The organism is Microbacterium sp. AC035 (genome assembly GCF_979258485.1).
The window spans coordinates 1,220,993-1,237,128 of the sequence record NZ_OZ409858.1 but is presented as its reverse complement, the minus strand read 5'-3'; the positions used below and the strand labels follow the sequence as shown (position 1 = coordinate 1,237,128).

At 67.0% G+C, this 16,136-nt stretch carries 17 protein-coding genes and 2 tRNA genes; 17 read left to right on the top strand and 2 right to left on the bottom strand.

Annotation, left to right across the window (positions count from 1 at the left end; all coding sequences use genetic code 11):
- Window positions 1-24: 24 nt before the first annotated feature.
- The 8 genes from rapZ to ACZ0AA_RS06000 all read left to right on the top strand — a co-directional run bounded on the left by rapZ (window position 25) and on the right by ACZ0AA_RS06000 (window position 6,576).
- A complete protein-coding gene (gene rapZ / locus ACZ0AA_RS06035; RefSeq protein ID WP_400859790.1) occupies window positions 25-897 on the top strand; it encodes an RNase adapter RapZ in 873 nt (290 codons plus the stop codon).
- A 68-nt stretch (window positions 898-965) separates the two neighbouring features.
- Complete coding sequence (gene whiA, locus ACZ0AA_RS06030) at window positions 966-1,943, top strand: DNA-binding protein WhiA (RefSeq protein WP_042540784.1); 978 nt, start codon at window positions 966-968, stop codon at window positions 1,941-1,943.
- 188 nt (window positions 1,944-2,131) lie between these two features.
- Window positions 2,132-2,758: a superoxide dismutase gene (locus ACZ0AA_RS06025; protein ID WP_311259274.1), complete on the top strand. Its 627-nt coding sequence runs from the start codon at window positions 2,132-2,134 to the stop codon at window positions 2,756-2,758.
- A gap of 115 nt (window positions 2,759-2,873) precedes the next feature.
- Window positions 2,874-3,884: a type I glyceraldehyde-3-phosphate dehydrogenase gene (gene gap / locus ACZ0AA_RS06020; protein WP_463512403.1), complete on the top strand. Its 1,011-nt coding sequence runs from the start codon at window positions 2,874-2,876 to the stop codon at window positions 3,882-3,884.
- A gap of 10 nt (window positions 3,885-3,894) precedes the next feature.
- Window positions 3,895-5,109 (top strand): phosphoglycerate kinase, encoded by a 1,215-nt coding sequence (locus ACZ0AA_RS06015; RefSeq protein ID WP_463512402.1) that lies wholly within the window; start codon window positions 3,895-3,897, stop codon window positions 5,107-5,109.
- Window positions 5,100-5,891 (top strand): triose-phosphate isomerase, encoded by a 792-nt coding sequence (gene tpiA / locus ACZ0AA_RS06010; protein WP_363569894.1) that lies wholly within the window; start codon window positions 5,100-5,102, stop codon window positions 5,889-5,891. Before ACZ0AA_RS06015 ends, tpiA begins: the two co-directional genes overlap by 10 nt.
- A gap of 83 nt (window positions 5,892-5,974) precedes the next feature.
- Complete coding sequence (secG, locus tag ACZ0AA_RS06005) at window positions 5,975-6,223, top strand: preprotein translocase subunit SecG (RefSeq protein WP_042540779.1); 249 nt, start codon at window positions 5,975-5,977, stop codon at window positions 6,221-6,223.
- Window positions 6,223-6,576, top strand: a complete 354-nt coding sequence (locus tag ACZ0AA_RS06000) for an RNA polymerase-binding protein RbpA (protein WP_042540778.1) — start codon at window positions 6,223-6,225, stop codon at window positions 6,574-6,576. Before secG ends, ACZ0AA_RS06000 begins: the two co-directional genes overlap by 1 nt.
- A gap of 75 nt (window positions 6,577-6,651) precedes the next feature.
- Here ACZ0AA_RS06000 and ACZ0AA_RS05995 read toward each other — a convergent pair whose 3' ends face one another.
- Together ACZ0AA_RS05995 and ACZ0AA_RS05990 are read right to left on the bottom strand one after the other, a co-directional pair.
- A complete protein-coding gene (locus ACZ0AA_RS05995; RefSeq protein WP_463512401.1) occupies window positions 6,652-7,857 on the bottom strand; it encodes a hypothetical protein in 1,206 nt (401 codons plus the stop codon).
- 116 nt (window positions 7,858-7,973) lie between these two features.
- A tRNA-Gly gene (locus ACZ0AA_RS05990) sits at window positions 7,974-8,044 on the bottom strand.
- A 110-nt stretch (window positions 8,045-8,154) separates the two neighbouring features.
- Here ACZ0AA_RS05990 and ACZ0AA_RS05985 point away from each other — a divergent pair.
- From ACZ0AA_RS05985 to ACZ0AA_RS05945, 9 genes are all read left to right on the top strand, one after another.
- Window positions 8,155-8,228 (top strand) — tRNA-Pro (locus tag ACZ0AA_RS05985).
- 62 nt (window positions 8,229-8,290) lie between these two features.
- A complete protein-coding gene (tig, locus tag ACZ0AA_RS05980) occupies window positions 8,291-9,817 on the top strand; it encodes a trigger factor (RefSeq protein ID WP_463512400.1) in 1,527 nt (508 codons plus the stop codon).
- An 81-nt stretch (window positions 9,818-9,898) separates the two neighbouring features.
- Window positions 9,899-10,396 (top strand): tetratricopeptide repeat protein, encoded by a 498-nt coding sequence (locus tag ACZ0AA_RS05975; protein ID WP_463512399.1) that lies wholly within the window; start codon window positions 9,899-9,901, stop codon window positions 10,394-10,396.
- Between the two features lie 81 nt (window positions 10,397-10,477).
- On the top strand, window positions 10,478-11,074 hold the full coding sequence (locus ACZ0AA_RS05970; RefSeq protein ID WP_053096644.1) for an ATP-dependent Clp protease proteolytic subunit: 597 nt from the start codon (window positions 10,478-10,480) through the stop codon (window positions 11,072-11,074).
- 20 nt (window positions 11,075-11,094) lie between these two features.
- Window positions 11,095-11,736, top strand: coding sequence for an ATP-dependent Clp protease proteolytic subunit (locus ACZ0AA_RS05965; RefSeq protein ID WP_215172909.1), 642 nt, complete (start codon window positions 11,095-11,097; stop codon window positions 11,734-11,736).
- Window positions 11,737-11,891: 155 nt separating this feature from the next.
- Entirely contained in the window at window positions 11,892-12,827 is a 936-nt protein-coding gene (locus ACZ0AA_RS05960) for a sugar-binding transcriptional regulator (protein ID WP_400859800.1), read from the top strand.
- Window positions 12,824-13,825 (top strand): deoxyribose-phosphate aldolase, encoded by a 1,002-nt coding sequence (deoC, locus tag ACZ0AA_RS05955; protein WP_079113056.1) that lies wholly within the window; start codon window positions 12,824-12,826, stop codon window positions 13,823-13,825. The genes ACZ0AA_RS05960 and deoC overlap by 4 nt, the downstream gene beginning before the upstream one ends.
- Before the next feature lie 10 nt (window positions 13,826-13,835).
- A complete protein-coding gene (locus ACZ0AA_RS05950) occupies window positions 13,836-15,278 on the top strand; it encodes an aldehyde dehydrogenase family protein (RefSeq protein ID WP_463512398.1) in 1,443 nt (480 codons plus the stop codon).
- Window positions 15,275-16,126: an aldehyde dehydrogenase family protein gene (locus ACZ0AA_RS05945; RefSeq protein ID WP_463512397.1), complete on the top strand. Its 852-nt coding sequence runs from the start codon at window positions 15,275-15,277 to the stop codon at window positions 16,124-16,126. The genes ACZ0AA_RS05950 and ACZ0AA_RS05945 overlap by 4 nt, the downstream gene beginning before the upstream one ends.
- The last annotated feature ends 10 nt before the right edge of the window (window positions 16,127-16,136 follow it).

Below are 16,136 nucleotides of genomic sequence, written 5' to 3'. Positions count from 1 at the left end.
ACGAGCGGGGGAGAGGGAGTAACCATGACTGACGGGGACAAAGGCGAGTTCCTCATCGTCACGGGCATGTCGGGCGCGGGGCGCACGACGGTCGCCAACGCACTCGAGGACCTCGGCTGGTACGTCGTCGACAACCTGCCGCCGCAGATCCTGCGTCCGCTTCTCGACCTCACGGACATGGGCGGCGATGCCCTGCCGAAGGTCGCAGCGGTGGTCGACGTGCGAGGTCGCAATCTCTTCGACGACTTCCCCGGCGTGGCGAGGGCGCTGAGATCACGCGGATCCGTGCGCGTGCTGTTCCTGGATGCGTCGGACGATGTGCTCGTTCGGCGGTTCGAGTCGGTGCGCAGGCCGCATCCGCTCCAGGGCGACGGCACGTTGCTCGACGGCATCCGGATCGAGCGCCTCCGACTCGCGCCGATCCGCGAGTCGGCCGACCTCGTGGTCGACACCTCCGCGCTCAACATCCACCAGCTCGCCACCCAGGTGTCGGACCTCTTCTCCGAGGAGGGCGCGGCGCGGCATCGGGTGACGCTCATGAGCTTCGGGTTCAAGTACGGATTGCCGACGGATGTCGACCTCGTCGCCGACATGCGTTTCCTCCCGAACCCGTTCTGGAACGAAGAACTGCGCGGACTCACCGGCAAAGACGAGCCGGTCAGAGACTACGTGCTGTCCCGTGAAGGCGCCGCAGAGTTCCTCGACGCCTATACCGCCGCGCTCGCCCCGGTCCTCGAGGGGTATCAGCGCGAGAACAAGAGCCACTCGACGATCGCGATCGGCTGTACCGGCGGCAAGCACCGCTCCGTCGCCATGGTGGAAGAGCTTGCTCGTCGCCTCGCGTCCGTGCCGGGAGTGGCGGTCAACGTGCGTCATCGGGACCTCGGCAGGGAATAGCAGGAGCCTCCGTCAGAGTAGGCTGGAGGTTTGCGCCGCGATCCGGCGCGTGAGCGTAGAGGAGTGTCGTGGCACTAACCACCGACGTCAAAGCTGAGCTGGTCAGCATCCGTAATGCACCCCCGACGGTGCGTGTCGCGGAGGTCACCTCTATCCTCCGGTTCGCCGGCGGACTGCACTCCATCGCCGGGCGGGTCGCCGTCGAGGCGGAGGTGGATGCCGAGATCCTCGCGCAGCGTGTCGCGCGCGATCTCGCGGAGATCTACGGTGTTCGGCCCGAGATCGCCCAGGTGCAGTCGAGCACCGCGAACGACGGAGCGCGGTGGGCAGTCAGGGTGATCGCGTCAGGGGAGACCCTCGCGCGCCAGACGGGTCTGCTCGATCAGCGTCGTCGCCCGGTTCGAGGACTGCCCAACCGTCTCACCACCGGCTCGCGCGCCGAGGTGGCCGGTCTGTGGCGCGGAGCGTTCCTTGCGGCGGGCACATTGAGCGAGCCGGGCCGCTCGGCCATGCTCGAGGTCGCCTGCCCCTCGTCCGAGGCCGCCATGGCGCTCGTCGGTGCTGCTCACCGCCTCGGAGTGGCCGCGAAGGCGCGCGAGGTGCGCGGCATGCCCCGCGTCGTGGTCCGCGAGGGCGAGGCCATCCGCACGATCCTCAGCGAGATGGGCGCGCAGAAGACCGCTGTGGCCTGGGAAGAGATGCGCCAGCGCCGCGAGGTGCGCGCGGGTGTGAACCGTCTCGTGAACTTCGATGACGCCAATCTGCGTCGTTCTGCGCAGGCCGCGGTCGCCGCCTGCGCCCGTGTGGAGCGCGCTCTCGAGATCCTCGCGGACGAGGTGCCCGACCACCTCAAGGTCGCCGGCGAGCTGCGCCTCGCTCACCGGGATGCGAGCCTCGATGAGCTGGGTCACCATGCGGACCCGCCGATGACGAAGGATGCCGTCGCCGGCCGCATCCGCCGCCTTCTGGCCATGGCCGACAAGCGCGCCCAGCAGGAGGGCATCCCCGGAACCGAGGCCGCCGTGCCCGCAGGGCTCGACGTCTGACCACCACCGGATTCTCCTGAGCGAGGCGGCCCCGATCAGGGGCCGCCTCGCTTCGTCATACGGAGGAAGGATCCAGGACAGTCATGCGTTGTCGTCACTAGGATGAGTTACGTCCGCTCTTCGCCGCACATCGGCGGCGCAGAGGATCGGCAAGCGCCGCGGCGCGGCGCGGATTGGATGAAAGCGACATGGCGACTTATACGCTCCCCGACCTTCCCTACGACTTCGCAGCCCTCGAGCCGCACATCAGCGGCAAGATCATGGAGCTGCACCATGACAAGCACCACGCGACCTACGTCGCGGGCGCCAACACCGCGCTCGAGCAGCTCGCTGAGGCGCGCGACAGCGGCAACCTCGCGAACGTGAACAAGCTCGAGAAGGACCTCGCGTTCAACCTCGGCGGTCACGTCAACCACTCCATCTTCTGGACCAACCTCTCGCCGACCGGTGGCGGACAGCCCGAGGGCGAGCTCAAGGCGGCCATCGACGAGTTCTTCGGCTCGTTCGAGAAGTTCCAGGCGCACTTCACCGCCAACGCACTGGGAATCCAGGGCTCCGGCTGGTCTGTGCTCAGCTGGGACTCGATCGGCCAGCGTCTGATCATCCAGCAGCTGTTCGACCAGCAGTCGAACACCGCGGCCGGCACCGTGCCGCTGTTCCAGCTCGACATGTGGGAGCACGCCTTCTACCTCGACTACCTCAACGTCAAGGCCGACTACGTCAAGGCCGCGTGGAACATCGCCAACTGGGAGAACGTCGCGCAGCGCTTCGAGGTCGCCCGCGAGAAGACGAACGGCCTGCTGGTACTGTCGTAATCGGGTCGCGTCCCGACGGGCCAAGTCTCGTCGGGACGCCATCTCAGCCAAAAACCCCCGCGCATCGCGTAAGCACTTTTGCTGCGCACAGCGCACGAGAAACAGGGAGACCTGAGTGTCTGTCAAGATCGGTATCAACGGCTTCGGCCGCATCGGACGCAACTACTTCCGCGCGGCTCTCGCGCAGGGAGCGGACATCGAGATCGTCGCGGTCAACGACCTCACCGACAACAAGACCCTTGCCCACCTTCTGAAGTACGACTCTGTCGGCGGCGTTCTCGACGCTGACATCAGCTACGACGACGAGAGCATCACGGTCAACGGCAAGACGATCAAGGCGTTCGCCGAGCGCGACCCCGCAGGCCTCCCGTGGGGCGAGCTGGGTGTCGACATCGTCATCGAGTCGACCGGATTCTTTACCAAGGCCGAGCTCGCCAAGAAGCACATCGAGGCCGGCGCCAAGAAGGTGCTCATCTCGGCTCCCGGCTCGGGTGTCGACGGCACGTTCGTGATGGGCGTGAACGAGGACACGTACAACCCGGAGACGGATCACATCATCTCCAACGCCTCCTGCACGACCAACTGCCTCGCGCCGCTGGCCCAGGTCTTCAACGACGCGTTCGGCATCGACCGCGGCTTCATGATGACCGCTCACGCCTACACCGCAGACCAGAACCTGCAGGACGGCCCACACAGCGACCTGCGTCGTGCTCGCGCCGCGGCGATCAACATCACGCCGGCCTCGACGGGCGCCGCCAAGGCGATCGGCGAGGTTCTGCCCGAGCTTCAGGGCAAGCTGAGCGGCTCGTCGTACCGCGTTCCGGTTCCCACCGGATCGATCGTCGACCTGACGCTGATCACGGACCGCGAGAACCTCACGGTCGAAGAGGTCAACGAGGCCTACAAGAAGGCAGCTGCCGACGGTCGCCTCGCCGGCTTCCTGCAGTACAACGAAGACCAGATCGTCTCGAGCGACATCGTGCACAACCCGCACTCGTCGATCTTCGACGCCACGCTGACCAACGTCAGCGGCAACCTGGTCAAGGTCTCCAGCTGGTACGACAACGAGTGGGGCTACTCCAACCGTCTCGTCGACCTGACCGAGTACGTGGCCGAGCGTCTCTGAGACACCTCCCATGACTCTGCGCACCCTGGATTCACTGGGTTCGCTCGAGGGCAAGCGCGTCATCGTCCGTTGTGATCTCAATGTCCCCCTCCGGGACGGGATCATCACGGACGATGGCCGTGTCCGCGCCTCGTTGCCTACCCTCAACGCACTGATCAACGCGGGCGCCCGCGTCGTCGTGTGCTCGCACCTCGGACGCCCCGACGGTGCGCCCGACCCGCAGTACAGCCTCGCGCCGGTCGCCCAGCGACTGTCCGAGCTGCTCGGCAAGCCGGTCGCGTTCGCACGCGACACCGTCGGCGAGTCGGCGCAGGAGGCCGTGGCCTCGCTCGAGGATGGCGGCATCGTCGTCATCGAGAACCTGCGGTTCAACCCGGGGGAGACCTCGAAGGACGACGCAGAGCGCGGCGCCTTCGCGGCTCAGCTCGCTGAACTCGGAGACGTGCTCGTCTCCGACGGATTCGGCGTCGTGCACCGCAAGCAGGCGAGCGTCTACGACCTCGCCGAGCTGCTGCCTTCGGCTGCCGGTCTGCTCATCGCAGCCGAGCTCGACGTGCTCGACCGTCTCACCGAGAACCCGGAGCGCCCGTACGCGGTCGTGCTCGGCGGCTCGAAGGTGAGCGACAAGCTCGGAGTCATCTCGCACCTGCTGCCCCGCGTGGATCGCATCCTCGTCGGCGGCGGGATGCTGTTCACCTTCCTGAAGGCGCAGGGCCACGCCGTGGCATCCAGCCTCCTCGAGGAAGACCAGCTCGAGACGGTCCGTGGCTACATCGCCGAGGCGGAGAAGCGCGGTGTCGAGCTGGTGCTTCCGACCGACGTCGTGGTCGCATCCTCGTTCTCGGCAGACGCCGAGCACGAGGTGACGGCCGCGGACGCCATCGAGAGCACTGCTTTCGGCTCCTCGGGCATCGGTCTGGACATCGGGCCGGAGACCGCCGCACGATTCGCGGAGGTCATCCGCGAGTCGAAGACGGTGTTCTGGAACGGTCCGATGGGCGTGTTCGAGTTCCCGGCGTTCGCCGGTGGGACCAACGCCGTCGCGCAGGCGCTCACCGAGGTCGACGGTCTCAGCGTCGTCGGCGGCGGCGACTCGGCTGCGGCCGTGCGTCAGCTCGGCTTCACCGACGACCAGTTCGGTCACATCTCGACCGGCGGCGGCGCCAGCCTCGAGTTCCTCGAGGGAAAGAAACTACCCGGCCTGGAGGTGCTCGGATGGGCGTGAACACTCGTACCCCGCTGATCGCGGGAAACTGGAAGATGAACCTCGACCACCTGCAGGCGGTCGCGTTCGTGCAGAAGCTGCACTGGACCCTCAAGGACGCCAAGCATGAGGACGGATCGGTCGAGGTCGCGGTATTCCCGCCCTTCACCGACATCCGCAGCGTGCAGACGCTGATCGACGCGGACAAGATCCCGTTCGCGCTGGGCGCGCAGGACATCTCGGCTCACGACTCCGGTGCGTACACCGGCGAGGTGTCCGGTGCGTTCCTGGCGAAGCTCGACGCGAAGTACGTCATCATCGGCCACTCCGAGCGCCGCGAGTACCACGCGGAGTCGGACGACGTCGTGGCGGCCAAGACGAAGGCAGCGCTCAAGCACGGCCTCTCGCCGGTCATCTGCGTCGGCGAGACCGCTGAAGACCTCGAGAAGTTCGGCGCCAGTGCGGTTCCGGCCGGGCAGCTCGAAGCCGCTCTGCAGGGGCTCTCGAAGGATGCCGACATCGTGGTGGCGTACGAGCCGGTCTGGGCCATCGGCTCCGGACAGGCGGCGACGCCTCAGCAAGCGCAGGATGTCTGCGCCGCGCTGCGCAAGGTGATCGCCAAGGTCCTCGGTGACGACGCTGCGGCGCGCACCCGGATCCTCTACGGCGGATCGGTCAAGGCAGCCAACATCGCCAGCTTCATGCGGGAGCCGGATGTCGACGGCGCACTGGTCGGAGGCGCGAGCCTCGTGGTCGACGAGTTCGCTGCGATCATCCGCTTCGAGAAGCACGTCGGCGTGTGAGTGTGTGGCGGGGCTTCGGCCCCGCCGCACCGTATACTTGACCGTTACCGGGGCAATCCTGCCCCAGCGAAAGGCTCTTCCTCGTGGAAATTCTCGAGTTCGTCCTGCAGGTGGTGCTGGGCATAACCAGCGTCCTGCTGACTCTCCTCATCCTCCTCCACAAGGGTCGCGGTGGCGGCCTCTCCGACATGTTCGGTGGAGGCATGACGTCGGCCGTCGGCTCGTCGGGTCTCGCTGAGCGCAATCTCAACCGCTTCACCGTGGTCCTCGCTCTGGCGTGGTTCGTGGCGATCGTGGCGCTCGGTCTCATCACGAAGTTCGAGGTGATCTGATGGCTACCGGCGGCAACGCGATCCGAGGGACCCGAGTCGGTTCCGGCCCCATGGGCGAGCAGGACCACGGCTACCACGCCGACCGCATCGCGGTTTCGTACTGGGACGGCCTCGGCAACGAGACGGTCCGCTACTTCGCCGCGGGGCTCCCTGAAGAGGAGATCCCCGAGACGATCGATCACCCTCAGTCCGGTCTTCCTGCCGGCCGCGACAAGGCGAACCCGCCCGCGCTCGCGAAGCCGGAGCCTTACAAGACCCACCTCGCCTATGTGAAGGAGCGTCGCACCGACGCAGAAGCGGTCCAGCTTCTCGAGGACGCGCTCACCCAGCTTCGTGAGCGTCGGGGCCAGTGACCTCGATCTGATCTCTCATGAGAGGAGCCGCCGCGATTCGATCGCGGCGGCTCCTCTCGTCTGCGACGCGGGTGCTCAGCGGCATCCGTACGCGGCGTCGATGTAGGACTGGGGCGGATAGCCGTAGGCCCAGACCCCGTTGGCGTCGTCGCTGAAGCCCATGCTGATCGCCCAGGCGGTCGCCCATTTCTCGATGCTGTCCTGCGTCGACGAGTCGTACATGTCCTCGCACTTGACACTGATCGCGTGGCCGACCTCGTGGGCGACGAGAGCCTTGCTCCGGTCGGCCGGCCATTGCTCTGCGACCGAGTCGGAGAGCTCGATGGCCGCCCGGTCGGGGTCATCCCACCACCACGTGGTGAGGCCGCCCATGCTTCCGTTGTAGCCCGCGTTGTTGACGATCTGGTTCCAGTCGAACTCGAGCAGCACGCCGGGGGCGAGCGAGCGCGCGAACGCCTCGATCTCCGTTCGCGCGGTCTGCAGAGGTCCTGTCTTCTCGGCGAGCTCGGCCTGTTCGGTCGTCACGACCTGCGCCGCCGCGTCCTGCAGTGACACGAGCGCCTCGACGGCCGATTCGTCGAGGACCGTCGTGTCGGACGCACTCGACGCCGCTTCCCGCAGTGCGATCACCGCATCGTTCTTGGCCGAGAGATGCGCAGACTCGAACGCGGGGGCCGCCTCGGCCGCAGAACGGAGCAGAGCGACGCCCGCCTCGGTCACGGCGGTGCCGGCGGCACTCGTCGCAGGCGTAGCCGCGTCGAGGTCGGCGGCCAGATCGTCGAGATCGCGTGTCTGCGCAGCCAGTTCGGCGGATGCGGCGAACAGCTCCCAGAAGGCGCCGGGTTTCGCGTCTGCGGCGGGCAGATCCCGGTCGAGAAGGCGCTCGGCGGGCGTCATGGCGCTGCGGGCGTCGGTCGTAGCGGCAGACAGCACCTCTCGCGCAGCTGGAGCGACGAGCACACCGGAGTCGGTCTGCACCAGAAGGTCGGCGATGCCGAGCGTGGAAGTGAGCGAGTCGAGCTCCTGTCGGAGGGTCTCGCCGGTGTTCGCGGTCGTGGTGCGGCTGGCGTCGAAGCCGGTGCGCGCCTCGTCATAACCGAGATTCGCGGTGATCTGCAGCAGCCCGACCGTCGCCGCGGCGACCGTCACCGCGACAACGCCCACCGTGAGCCAGGGGCGTCGTCTCCGGGTCCTCGATGTCGCGTCGACCGCGCTCGCGAAGCGCAGGGGGAGCGCGTGGCCTCCACCGGCGGAGGAAGCCACGTCGACGGGTGCGGTCATGCGGTGGGGACCTCCGTGGGGAACCGACGTATCACGACTCTAATGAGTGCGCCGCCTCTCGCGAGAGCTTCCGGAGAAGACCGAAAGGCCCCCGCATCGCGGGGGCCTTTCTCATGAGGGGCTGACGAGAATCGAACTCGCATCATCTGTTTGGAAGACAGAGGCTTTACCACTAAGCTACAGCCCCGATATCGGCTGGAGACCTTGCGGTCTGTACCGACTCATCGATCATAGCGGACTGACGCGGGTGCTCGTGTCCGTTAGACTCGGTGGGGCTGAATCTGCAAGCGGATTCCCCGGGGCGTAGCTCAGCTTGGTAGAGCGCCCGCTTTGGGAGCGGGAGGTCGCAGGTTCAACTCCTGTCGCCCCGACATGGCTTCAACGGCCTGACAGCCGCGATTCAGCGCGGAAATCACAAGGAGAGCACACCAGAATGGCGAACAGCACCGTCGAGAAGCTGACCCCGACCCGGGTCAAGCTCAGCATCACGGTCACCCCCGACGACCTCAAGCCCAGCATCGCGCACGCCTACGAGCACATCGCTCAGGACGTGCAGATCCCCGGCTTCCGCAAGGGCAAGGTCCCCGCTCCGATCATCGACCAGCGCATCGGGCGCGGTGCGGTCATCGAGCACGCGGTCAACGAGGGCCTCGACAAGTTCTTCCGCGACGCGACCGTCGAGCACAAGCTCCGCGTCGTCGGGCGTCCGGCTGCCGACATCACGCAGTGGCCGAACGAGAAGGACTTCTCGGGCGACCTGCTCGTCGACATCGAGGTGGACGTCCGTCCCGAGATCGAGCTGCCGTCGTACGACGGCATCACGGTCACCGTCGACGCCGTGGAGGCTGACGAGGCGGCGCTCGACGCCGAGCTCGAGAACCTGCGCGCCCGCTTCGGCACGCTCGTTCCCGTCGACCGCCCCGCAGCGAAGGGCGACTTCGTCGAGCTCGACCTCGTCGCCACGATCGACGGCGCCGAGATCGACCGCGCAGAGGGCGTCTCCTACGAGGTCGGTTCGGGCGAGCTGCTCGAGGGCATCGACGACGCCATCGAGTCGCTCACCGCAGGCGAGGACACGACGTTCCGCTCCGCACTCGTGGGCGGCGACCACGCCGGCTCCGAGGCCGAGGTCGCCGTGACCGTCAAGGCCGTCAAGGAGCGCGAGCTTCCCGAGGCCGACGACGACTTCGCGCAGATCGCCAGCGAGTTCGACACGATCGCCGAGCTCCGCGCGAGCCTCGCCGAGCGTGTCTCGCAGCAGGGCGTGTTCGCTCAGGGTTCCGCAGCGCGCGACAAGCTCGTCGAGGCGCTGCTCGAGCAGATCGACATCCCGGTGCCGCCGAAGCTCATCGAGGACGAGGTGCACAACCACCTCGAGGGTGAGAACCGCCTCGAAGACGACGTGCACCGCGCCGAGGTGACCGAGGCCAGCGAGAAGCAGTTCCGCACGCAGGTGCTGCTCGACACGATCGCCGAGCAGGCTGACGTGCAGGTCTCGCAGGAGGAGCTCTCGCAGTACCTCATCCAGTCCGCATCGCAGTACGGCATGGCTCCGCAGGAGTTCGTCGAGGCTCTGCAGTCCTCCAATCAGCTTCCCGCGCTCGTGGGCGAGGTCGCCCGCAACAAGGCCCTCGCCATCGCGCTCGGCAAGGTGAAGGTCGTCGACACCAACGGCAAGCCGGTCGACCTGTCCGACTTCGTCGTGACCGACGACGAGGCTGAGGCTGAGGCCGAGGAAGCTGCCGATGAGAAGCCGGCCAAGAAGGCTCCGGCGAAGAAGGCCCCTGCGAAGAAGGCCGACGACGCCGAGGCGGCTGAGAAGCCCGCTGCGAAGAAGCCTGCTGCGAAGAAGGCCCCTGCGAAGAAGGCTGACGACGCCGAGGCGGCTGAGAAGCCCGCCGCGAAGAAGCCCGCAGCGAAGAAGGCTCCGGCCAAGAAGGCTGCCGACAAGGCTGAGTGATCGAAGACGATCTCGTGGAAAGGGGTGGATGCTGCGGCATCCGCCCCTTTCTCGTGAACGGAACAGATGAGGAGCGAGGACATGACCAAGACCTGGGATGAGCGCGTCGATGAGGTGTGGGCCGATGCGACAGGCGAGGAAGTCGGCGACGAGACGATCGCTCGAATCGACGCGCTGGCTGCCGAGCGTGGTACCGATGACGCACGCGCGGAGTTCGAGCGGGCCGGCGCGCGAGACTCGGCCGGACGCCCCGCCGAAGCGGTCGAGCTGTATCGGCGCGCGCTCGCGCTGGGACTCGACGACGAGCATCGCCCGCAATGCGTGATCCAGTTGGCGAGCTCGCTGCGCAATCTGGGCGAGTACGACGATGCACTGAGGGTCATCCGCGCAGAGGAGGAGCTGTCTGCGGACGGCCCCTACCGTGATGCCGTCGCCACCGTGCACGCGCTGATCCTGGCCAGCTCCGGACGCCCGGCGAGCGGTCTGTCCGTCGCGCTGCTCGCCTTGGTTCCGCACCTGCCGCGCTACCACCGCTCCATGACCGCCTACGCGCACGAGATCGCCGAACTCGACGCCTGATATGCCGACGGCGAACACGGCCTGAGCGCTGCGTTGTCGCCGGTAGATTCGAATCACTGAAACACGGAATCAGGAGCTGACATGGCTGCAGAACCCCTCCTCGCTACGAGCGTCTTCGACCGACTGTTGAAAGACCGCATCATCTGGCTGGGATCGGAGGTGCGCGACGACAATGCGAACGAGATCTGCGCGAAGATCCTCCTTCTCGCCGCAGAGGACTCCGAGAAGGACATCTACCTCTACATCAACTCGCCCGGTGGGTCGATCACCGCGGGTATGGCGATCTACGACACGATGCAGTTCGTTCCGAACGACATCGTCACGGTCGGGATCGGCATGGCCGCATCGATGGGTCAGCTGCTGCTGACCGCAGGCACGAAGGGCAAGCGTTACATCACGCCCAACGCCCGCGTGCTGCTGCACCAGCCGCACGGTGGCTTCGGCGGCACGTCGAGCGACATCCAGACGCAGGCGCAGCTGATCACCTCGATGAAGAACCGCCTCGCCGAGATCACCGCGGCGCAGACCGGCAAGTCCGTCGAGCAGATCAACGAAGACGGTGACCGCGACCGCTGGTTCACCGCTGACGAGGCGCTGGAGTACGGCTTCGTCGACCACATCCGCGATTCGGCCACCGACGTCATCGGCGGCGGCGGAACCGACCAGGACATCAAGTAACGGAAAGCGAAAGGACTCTCATGTACGCACCCACCTTCCGCTCTGCCGGCGATCTGCCCTCCAGCCGCTACGTGCTCCCTCAGTTCGAGGAGCGCACGGCATACGGCTTCAAGCGTCAGGATCCCTACAACAAGCTGTTCGAAGATCGCGTGATCTTCCTCGGCGTCCAGGTCGACGATGCGTCGGCCGATGACGTGATGGCCCAGCTTCTCGTTCTCGAGAGCCAGGACTCCGAGCGGGACATCACGATGTACATCAACTCGCCCGGTGGTTCGTTCACCGCGATGACGGCGATCTACGACACGATGCAGTACGTCGCACCCCAGATCCAGACAGTGGTGCTCGGTCAGGCGGCTTCGGCCGCGTCCGTCCTGCTCGCAGGCGGTCACCCCGGCAAGCGCCTCGCCCTGCCCAACGCCCGCGTGCTCATGCACCAGCCGGCGATGGGTGAGGCAGGACACGGCCAGGCATCCGACATCGAGATCCAGGCTGCCGAGATCCTCCGGATGCGCACCTGGCTCGAGGAGACGATGGCTCGCCACACCGGCAAGCCGGTCGAGCAGGTCAACCGCGACATCGACCGCGACAAGATCCTGTCCGCCGCTGAGGCGCTGGACTACGGCATCGTCGATCAGGTGCTCACCTCGCGCAAGCGCATGTAAGCATCTCGATGAGAGAAGGACGTCGACCCCTCGGGTCGGCGTCCTTTCGTCGTATCCGGCGAATGTGCGACGACCGCAGCCAGGATTGCTCATAAGAGCAGACCGATGCGCGAACGGTGATGTCGACGTAAGCTGGTCGAAGGAAGGAGGATGCCATGGAGGAAGAACTGGTCATGGTCCGCGTTGCCGAGCTCTACTACGACGAGGACAAGACGCAGGACGAGATCGGCGCCCTCCTCAAGCTCTCCCGTTGGAAGGTGGGACGGCTTCTCACGCAGGCTCGAGAGCGCGGCATCGTCCGGATCGAGATCGTGCACCCGCGCGCGCGCAGACTCGGACTCGAGCGCCAGCTCGTCGAGCGCCACGGACTCGTTGCCGCGGTCGTCGTTCCGTCACCCGACGGTGACGACGGCACGCTCGAGCGCGTCGCTCAGGCGGCCGCCGACTATCTCACCGCAATGCGCCCTGTGCCTCGCACGCTCGGTGTCAGCTGGGGCCGCACGCTGCGTGCCGTGGCCGAATCGCTGCCCGACGGGTGGGCGACCGGCGTCACGGTGGTGCAGCTCAACGGGGGAGTGAGCCTGAATCGACGCTCTGGCGGAGCCGCAGGCCTCGCCGTCACGATCGCGCAGCGCGCATCCGGACACGTCTCCCTCCTGCCGAGCCCTGCCATCCTCGAACGTGTCGAGACGAAGCAGGCGATCGAAGCCGACCGCACCGTCGCGGCAGTGCTCGTCGAAGCAGCCGAGGCGCAGGCGTTCCTGTTCACAGCCGGCCCCTGCGACGCGAGCTCGGCCCATGTCGAGAACGGCTACCTCACGGCATCCGACGTCGAGGAGCTCGCCCGCCGCGGCGCCGTCGGCGATGTGCTCGGCCGCTACATCGACGCCGACGGCAACATCGTCGATCCGCAGCTCGATGCGCGAACCGTCGGTGTGGAACTCGGCCGACTGCGCGCAGCGAAGCGCTCGATCTTCGTCACCGCCGGTGACGCCAAGCATGACATCGCGCGCACGGTCGTGACCAGCGGCCTGTGCAGCGTTCTGGTGACAGATGAGACCACAGCACGAGCATTGTTGGAGGAACGATGACGACCCAAGAACTCAGCCGCAGGACGGCGGTGGACGTTCTCGGCGGTGAGCCGGACGACGCCACGCTCCGCCGGTTCCTGCACGGACTCCCCGGCGTCGACGCTGTCGGACTCGAGCAGCGCGCTGCCGGCCTCGGCACGCGTTCGATCAAGACGACGTCGAAGGCCTGGGCCCTCGACACGATCATCAAGCTGATCGACCTGACCACGCTCGAAGGCTCGGACACCCCGGGCAAGGTGCGGTCTCTGGTCGCCAAGGCCAAGAATCCGGATGCCGCTGATCCGTCGACCCCCAAGGTCGCCGCGGTCTGCGTCTACGGAGACATGGTCGGCGATGCCGTCGAGGCGCTCGGTGCCCTGCACGGAGACCCCGACGACGGTCTGATCTCGGTCGCGGCCGTCGCCACGGCCTTCCCGAGCGGCCGGTCGTCGCTGGCGATCAAGCTCGCCGATACGGCAGAAGCAGTCGCGGCAGGTGCCGACGAGATCGACATGGTCATCGACCGAGGAGCCTTCCTCTCCGGTCGATACGGGCTCGTCTACGACCAGATCGCGCAGGTGAAGGAAGCCTGCCGGCGAGCTGACGGCTCCTACGCCTCGCTCAAGGTGATCCTGGAGACCGGCGAGCTGAACACCTACGACAACATCAAGCGCGCGTCGTGGCTCGGCATCCTCGCGGGCGGAGACTTCATCAAGACCTCCACGGGCAAGGTGCAGCCGGCGGCGACGCTTCCGACCACGCTGCTCATGCTCGAGACGGTGCGCGATTGGCACCGCGGCACGGGTGAGCGCATCGGCGTGAAGCCCGCCGGCGGAATCCGCGCCTCGAAGGATGCGGTCAAGTACCTCGTCACGGTCGCCGAGACCGTGGGGGAGGAGTGGCTTCAGCCGCACCTGTTCCGCTTCGGCGCATCGAGCCTGTTGAACGACGTGCTTCTGCAGCGTCAGAAGCTCACCACCGGCCACTACTCCGGCCCCGACTACGTCACGATCGACTAGGAGCCCGCATATGTCATTCCTGGAATACGCTCCGGCGCCGGAGTCGAAGGCCGTGCTGAACCTCAAGGACAGCTACGGGCTGTTCATCGACGGCGAGTTCGTCGACGGTTCGGGTGCGAGCTTCACGACCATCTCACCTGCCGATGAGAGCCGCATCGCCGAGATCGCCACGGCGAACGACGCGGATGTCGACCGTGCGGTCGCCGCCGCACGTCGCGCCTACGAGAAGACCTGGTCGAAGATGAGCGGTCGTGATCGGGGCAAGTACCTGTTCCGCATCGCGCGCCTCGTGCAGGAGCGTGCCCGCGAGCTCGCCGTAGCCGAGAGCCTCGACAACGGCAAGCCGATCAAGGAGAGCCGCGACGTCGACGTGCCTCTCGTCGCGTCCTGGTTCTTCTACTACGCGGGGTGGGCCGACAAGCTCGACTACGCCGGGCTGGGCGCGAACCCGCGCGCGCTCGGCGTCGCCGGTCAGATCATCCCGTGGAACTTCCCGCTGCTGATGCTCGCGTGGAAGCTCGCTCCTGCTCTGGCGGCCGGCAACACGGTGGTGCTCAAGCCCGCGGAGACCACTCCGCTGACGGCGCTCATCTTCGCGGAGATCCTGCAGCAGGCGGATCTTCCAGCCGGTGTCGTCAACATCGTCACGGGTGCCGGCGCCACCGGTGCCACCCTCGTGCGTCACCCCGACGTCGACAAGGTCGCTTTCACGGGGTCGACCGGTGTCGGACGGGACATCGCCCGAGCTGTCGCAGGGACCGACAAGAAGGTCACGCTCGAGCTCGGCGGCAAGGCCGCCAACATCGTGTTCGACGACGCGCCGATCGATCAGGCGATCGAAGGCATCGTCAACGGCATCTTCTTCAACCAGGGGCACGTGTGCTGCGCCGGAAGCCGGCTGCTCGTGCAGGAGTCGATCCACGACGAGGTCATCGATCGGCTGAAGAGCCGCCTGTCGACGCTGCGTCTCGGCGACCCGCTCGACAAGAACACCGACATCGGCGCGATCAACTCGGCGGCGCAGCTCGCCCGAATCCGTGAGCTCAGCGACATCGGCGAGGCCGAGGGCGCAGAGCGCTGGACCGCGGACTGCGCGATCCCCGACAAGGGCTTCTGGTTCGCTCCGACGATTTTCACCGGCGTCGAAGCCTCGCACCGCATCGCTCGGGACGAGGTGTTCGGGCCCGTGCTCTCGGTGCTCACGTTCCGCACGCCGGCCGAGGCGATCGCGAAGGCGAACAACACGCCGTACGGTCTGTCGGCCGGCATCTGGTCGGACAAGGGCTCGCGCATCCTCGCGGTCGCCGACCGTCTGCGCGCGGGTGTCATCTGGGCGAACACGTTCAACCGATTCGATCCGTCGAGCCCGTTCGGCGGCTACAAGGAGTCCGGATACGGCCGCGAGGGCGGACGTCAGGGTCTCACCGCCTACCTGAAGGGGGCCTCCGCATGAGCAAGCGATTGACCGTTCCGAAGACCTACAAGCTGGCCATCGGCGGTGCGTTCCCTCGCAGCGAGTCCGGCCGCACCTACGAGGTGCTTTCTGCGAAGGGGGCGTTCCTCGCGAACGCCGCGCAGGGCTCGCGCAAGGACGCACGGGATGCCGTCGTCGCCGCACGTGCCGCAGTGAAGGGCTGGTCGGGCGCCACCGCGTACAACCGCGGGCAGGTGCTCTACCGGGTCGCCGAGGTGCTCGAAGGGCGCCGTGCGCAGTTCATCGACGAGATCGCCGCGCAGGAGGGGGTCTCGTCATCCGCCGCCGCCGCGCAGGTCGACGAGGCGATCGATCTGTGGGTCTGGTATGCCGGGTGGTGCGACAAGTACGCGCAGGTCGCCGGCAACGCGAACCCGGTGTCGGGGCCGTACTTCAACATCTCCGTGCCCGAGCCGACCGGTGTCGTCGCGATCGTCGCGCCCCAGGACTCAGCACTGCTCGGTCTCGTCTCGGTCGTGGCGCCTGCACTGGTGGCAGGCAACACGGTCGTCGTGATCGCGAGCGAGCGGTTCCCGCTGTCGGCCATCAGCCTCGCCGAGGTGCTCGCGACGAGCGATGTGCCCGGCGGTGTCGTCAACGTGCTCACCGGCTCGCCCGCCGAGATGGCGCCCTGGCTCGCCTCGCACCAGGATGTCAACGCGCTCGACCTGGCCGGTGCCGGCGATCTCGAGTGGATCGACATGCAGATCGCTGCCGCAGAGACGCTCAAGCGAGTGCTTGCACCGGGAGCGGTCACCGCATCGCCCGAGCGCATCGGAGCCTTCACGGAGATCAAGACCGTCTGGCACACCAAGAGCATGGTCTGACGCGCATCAG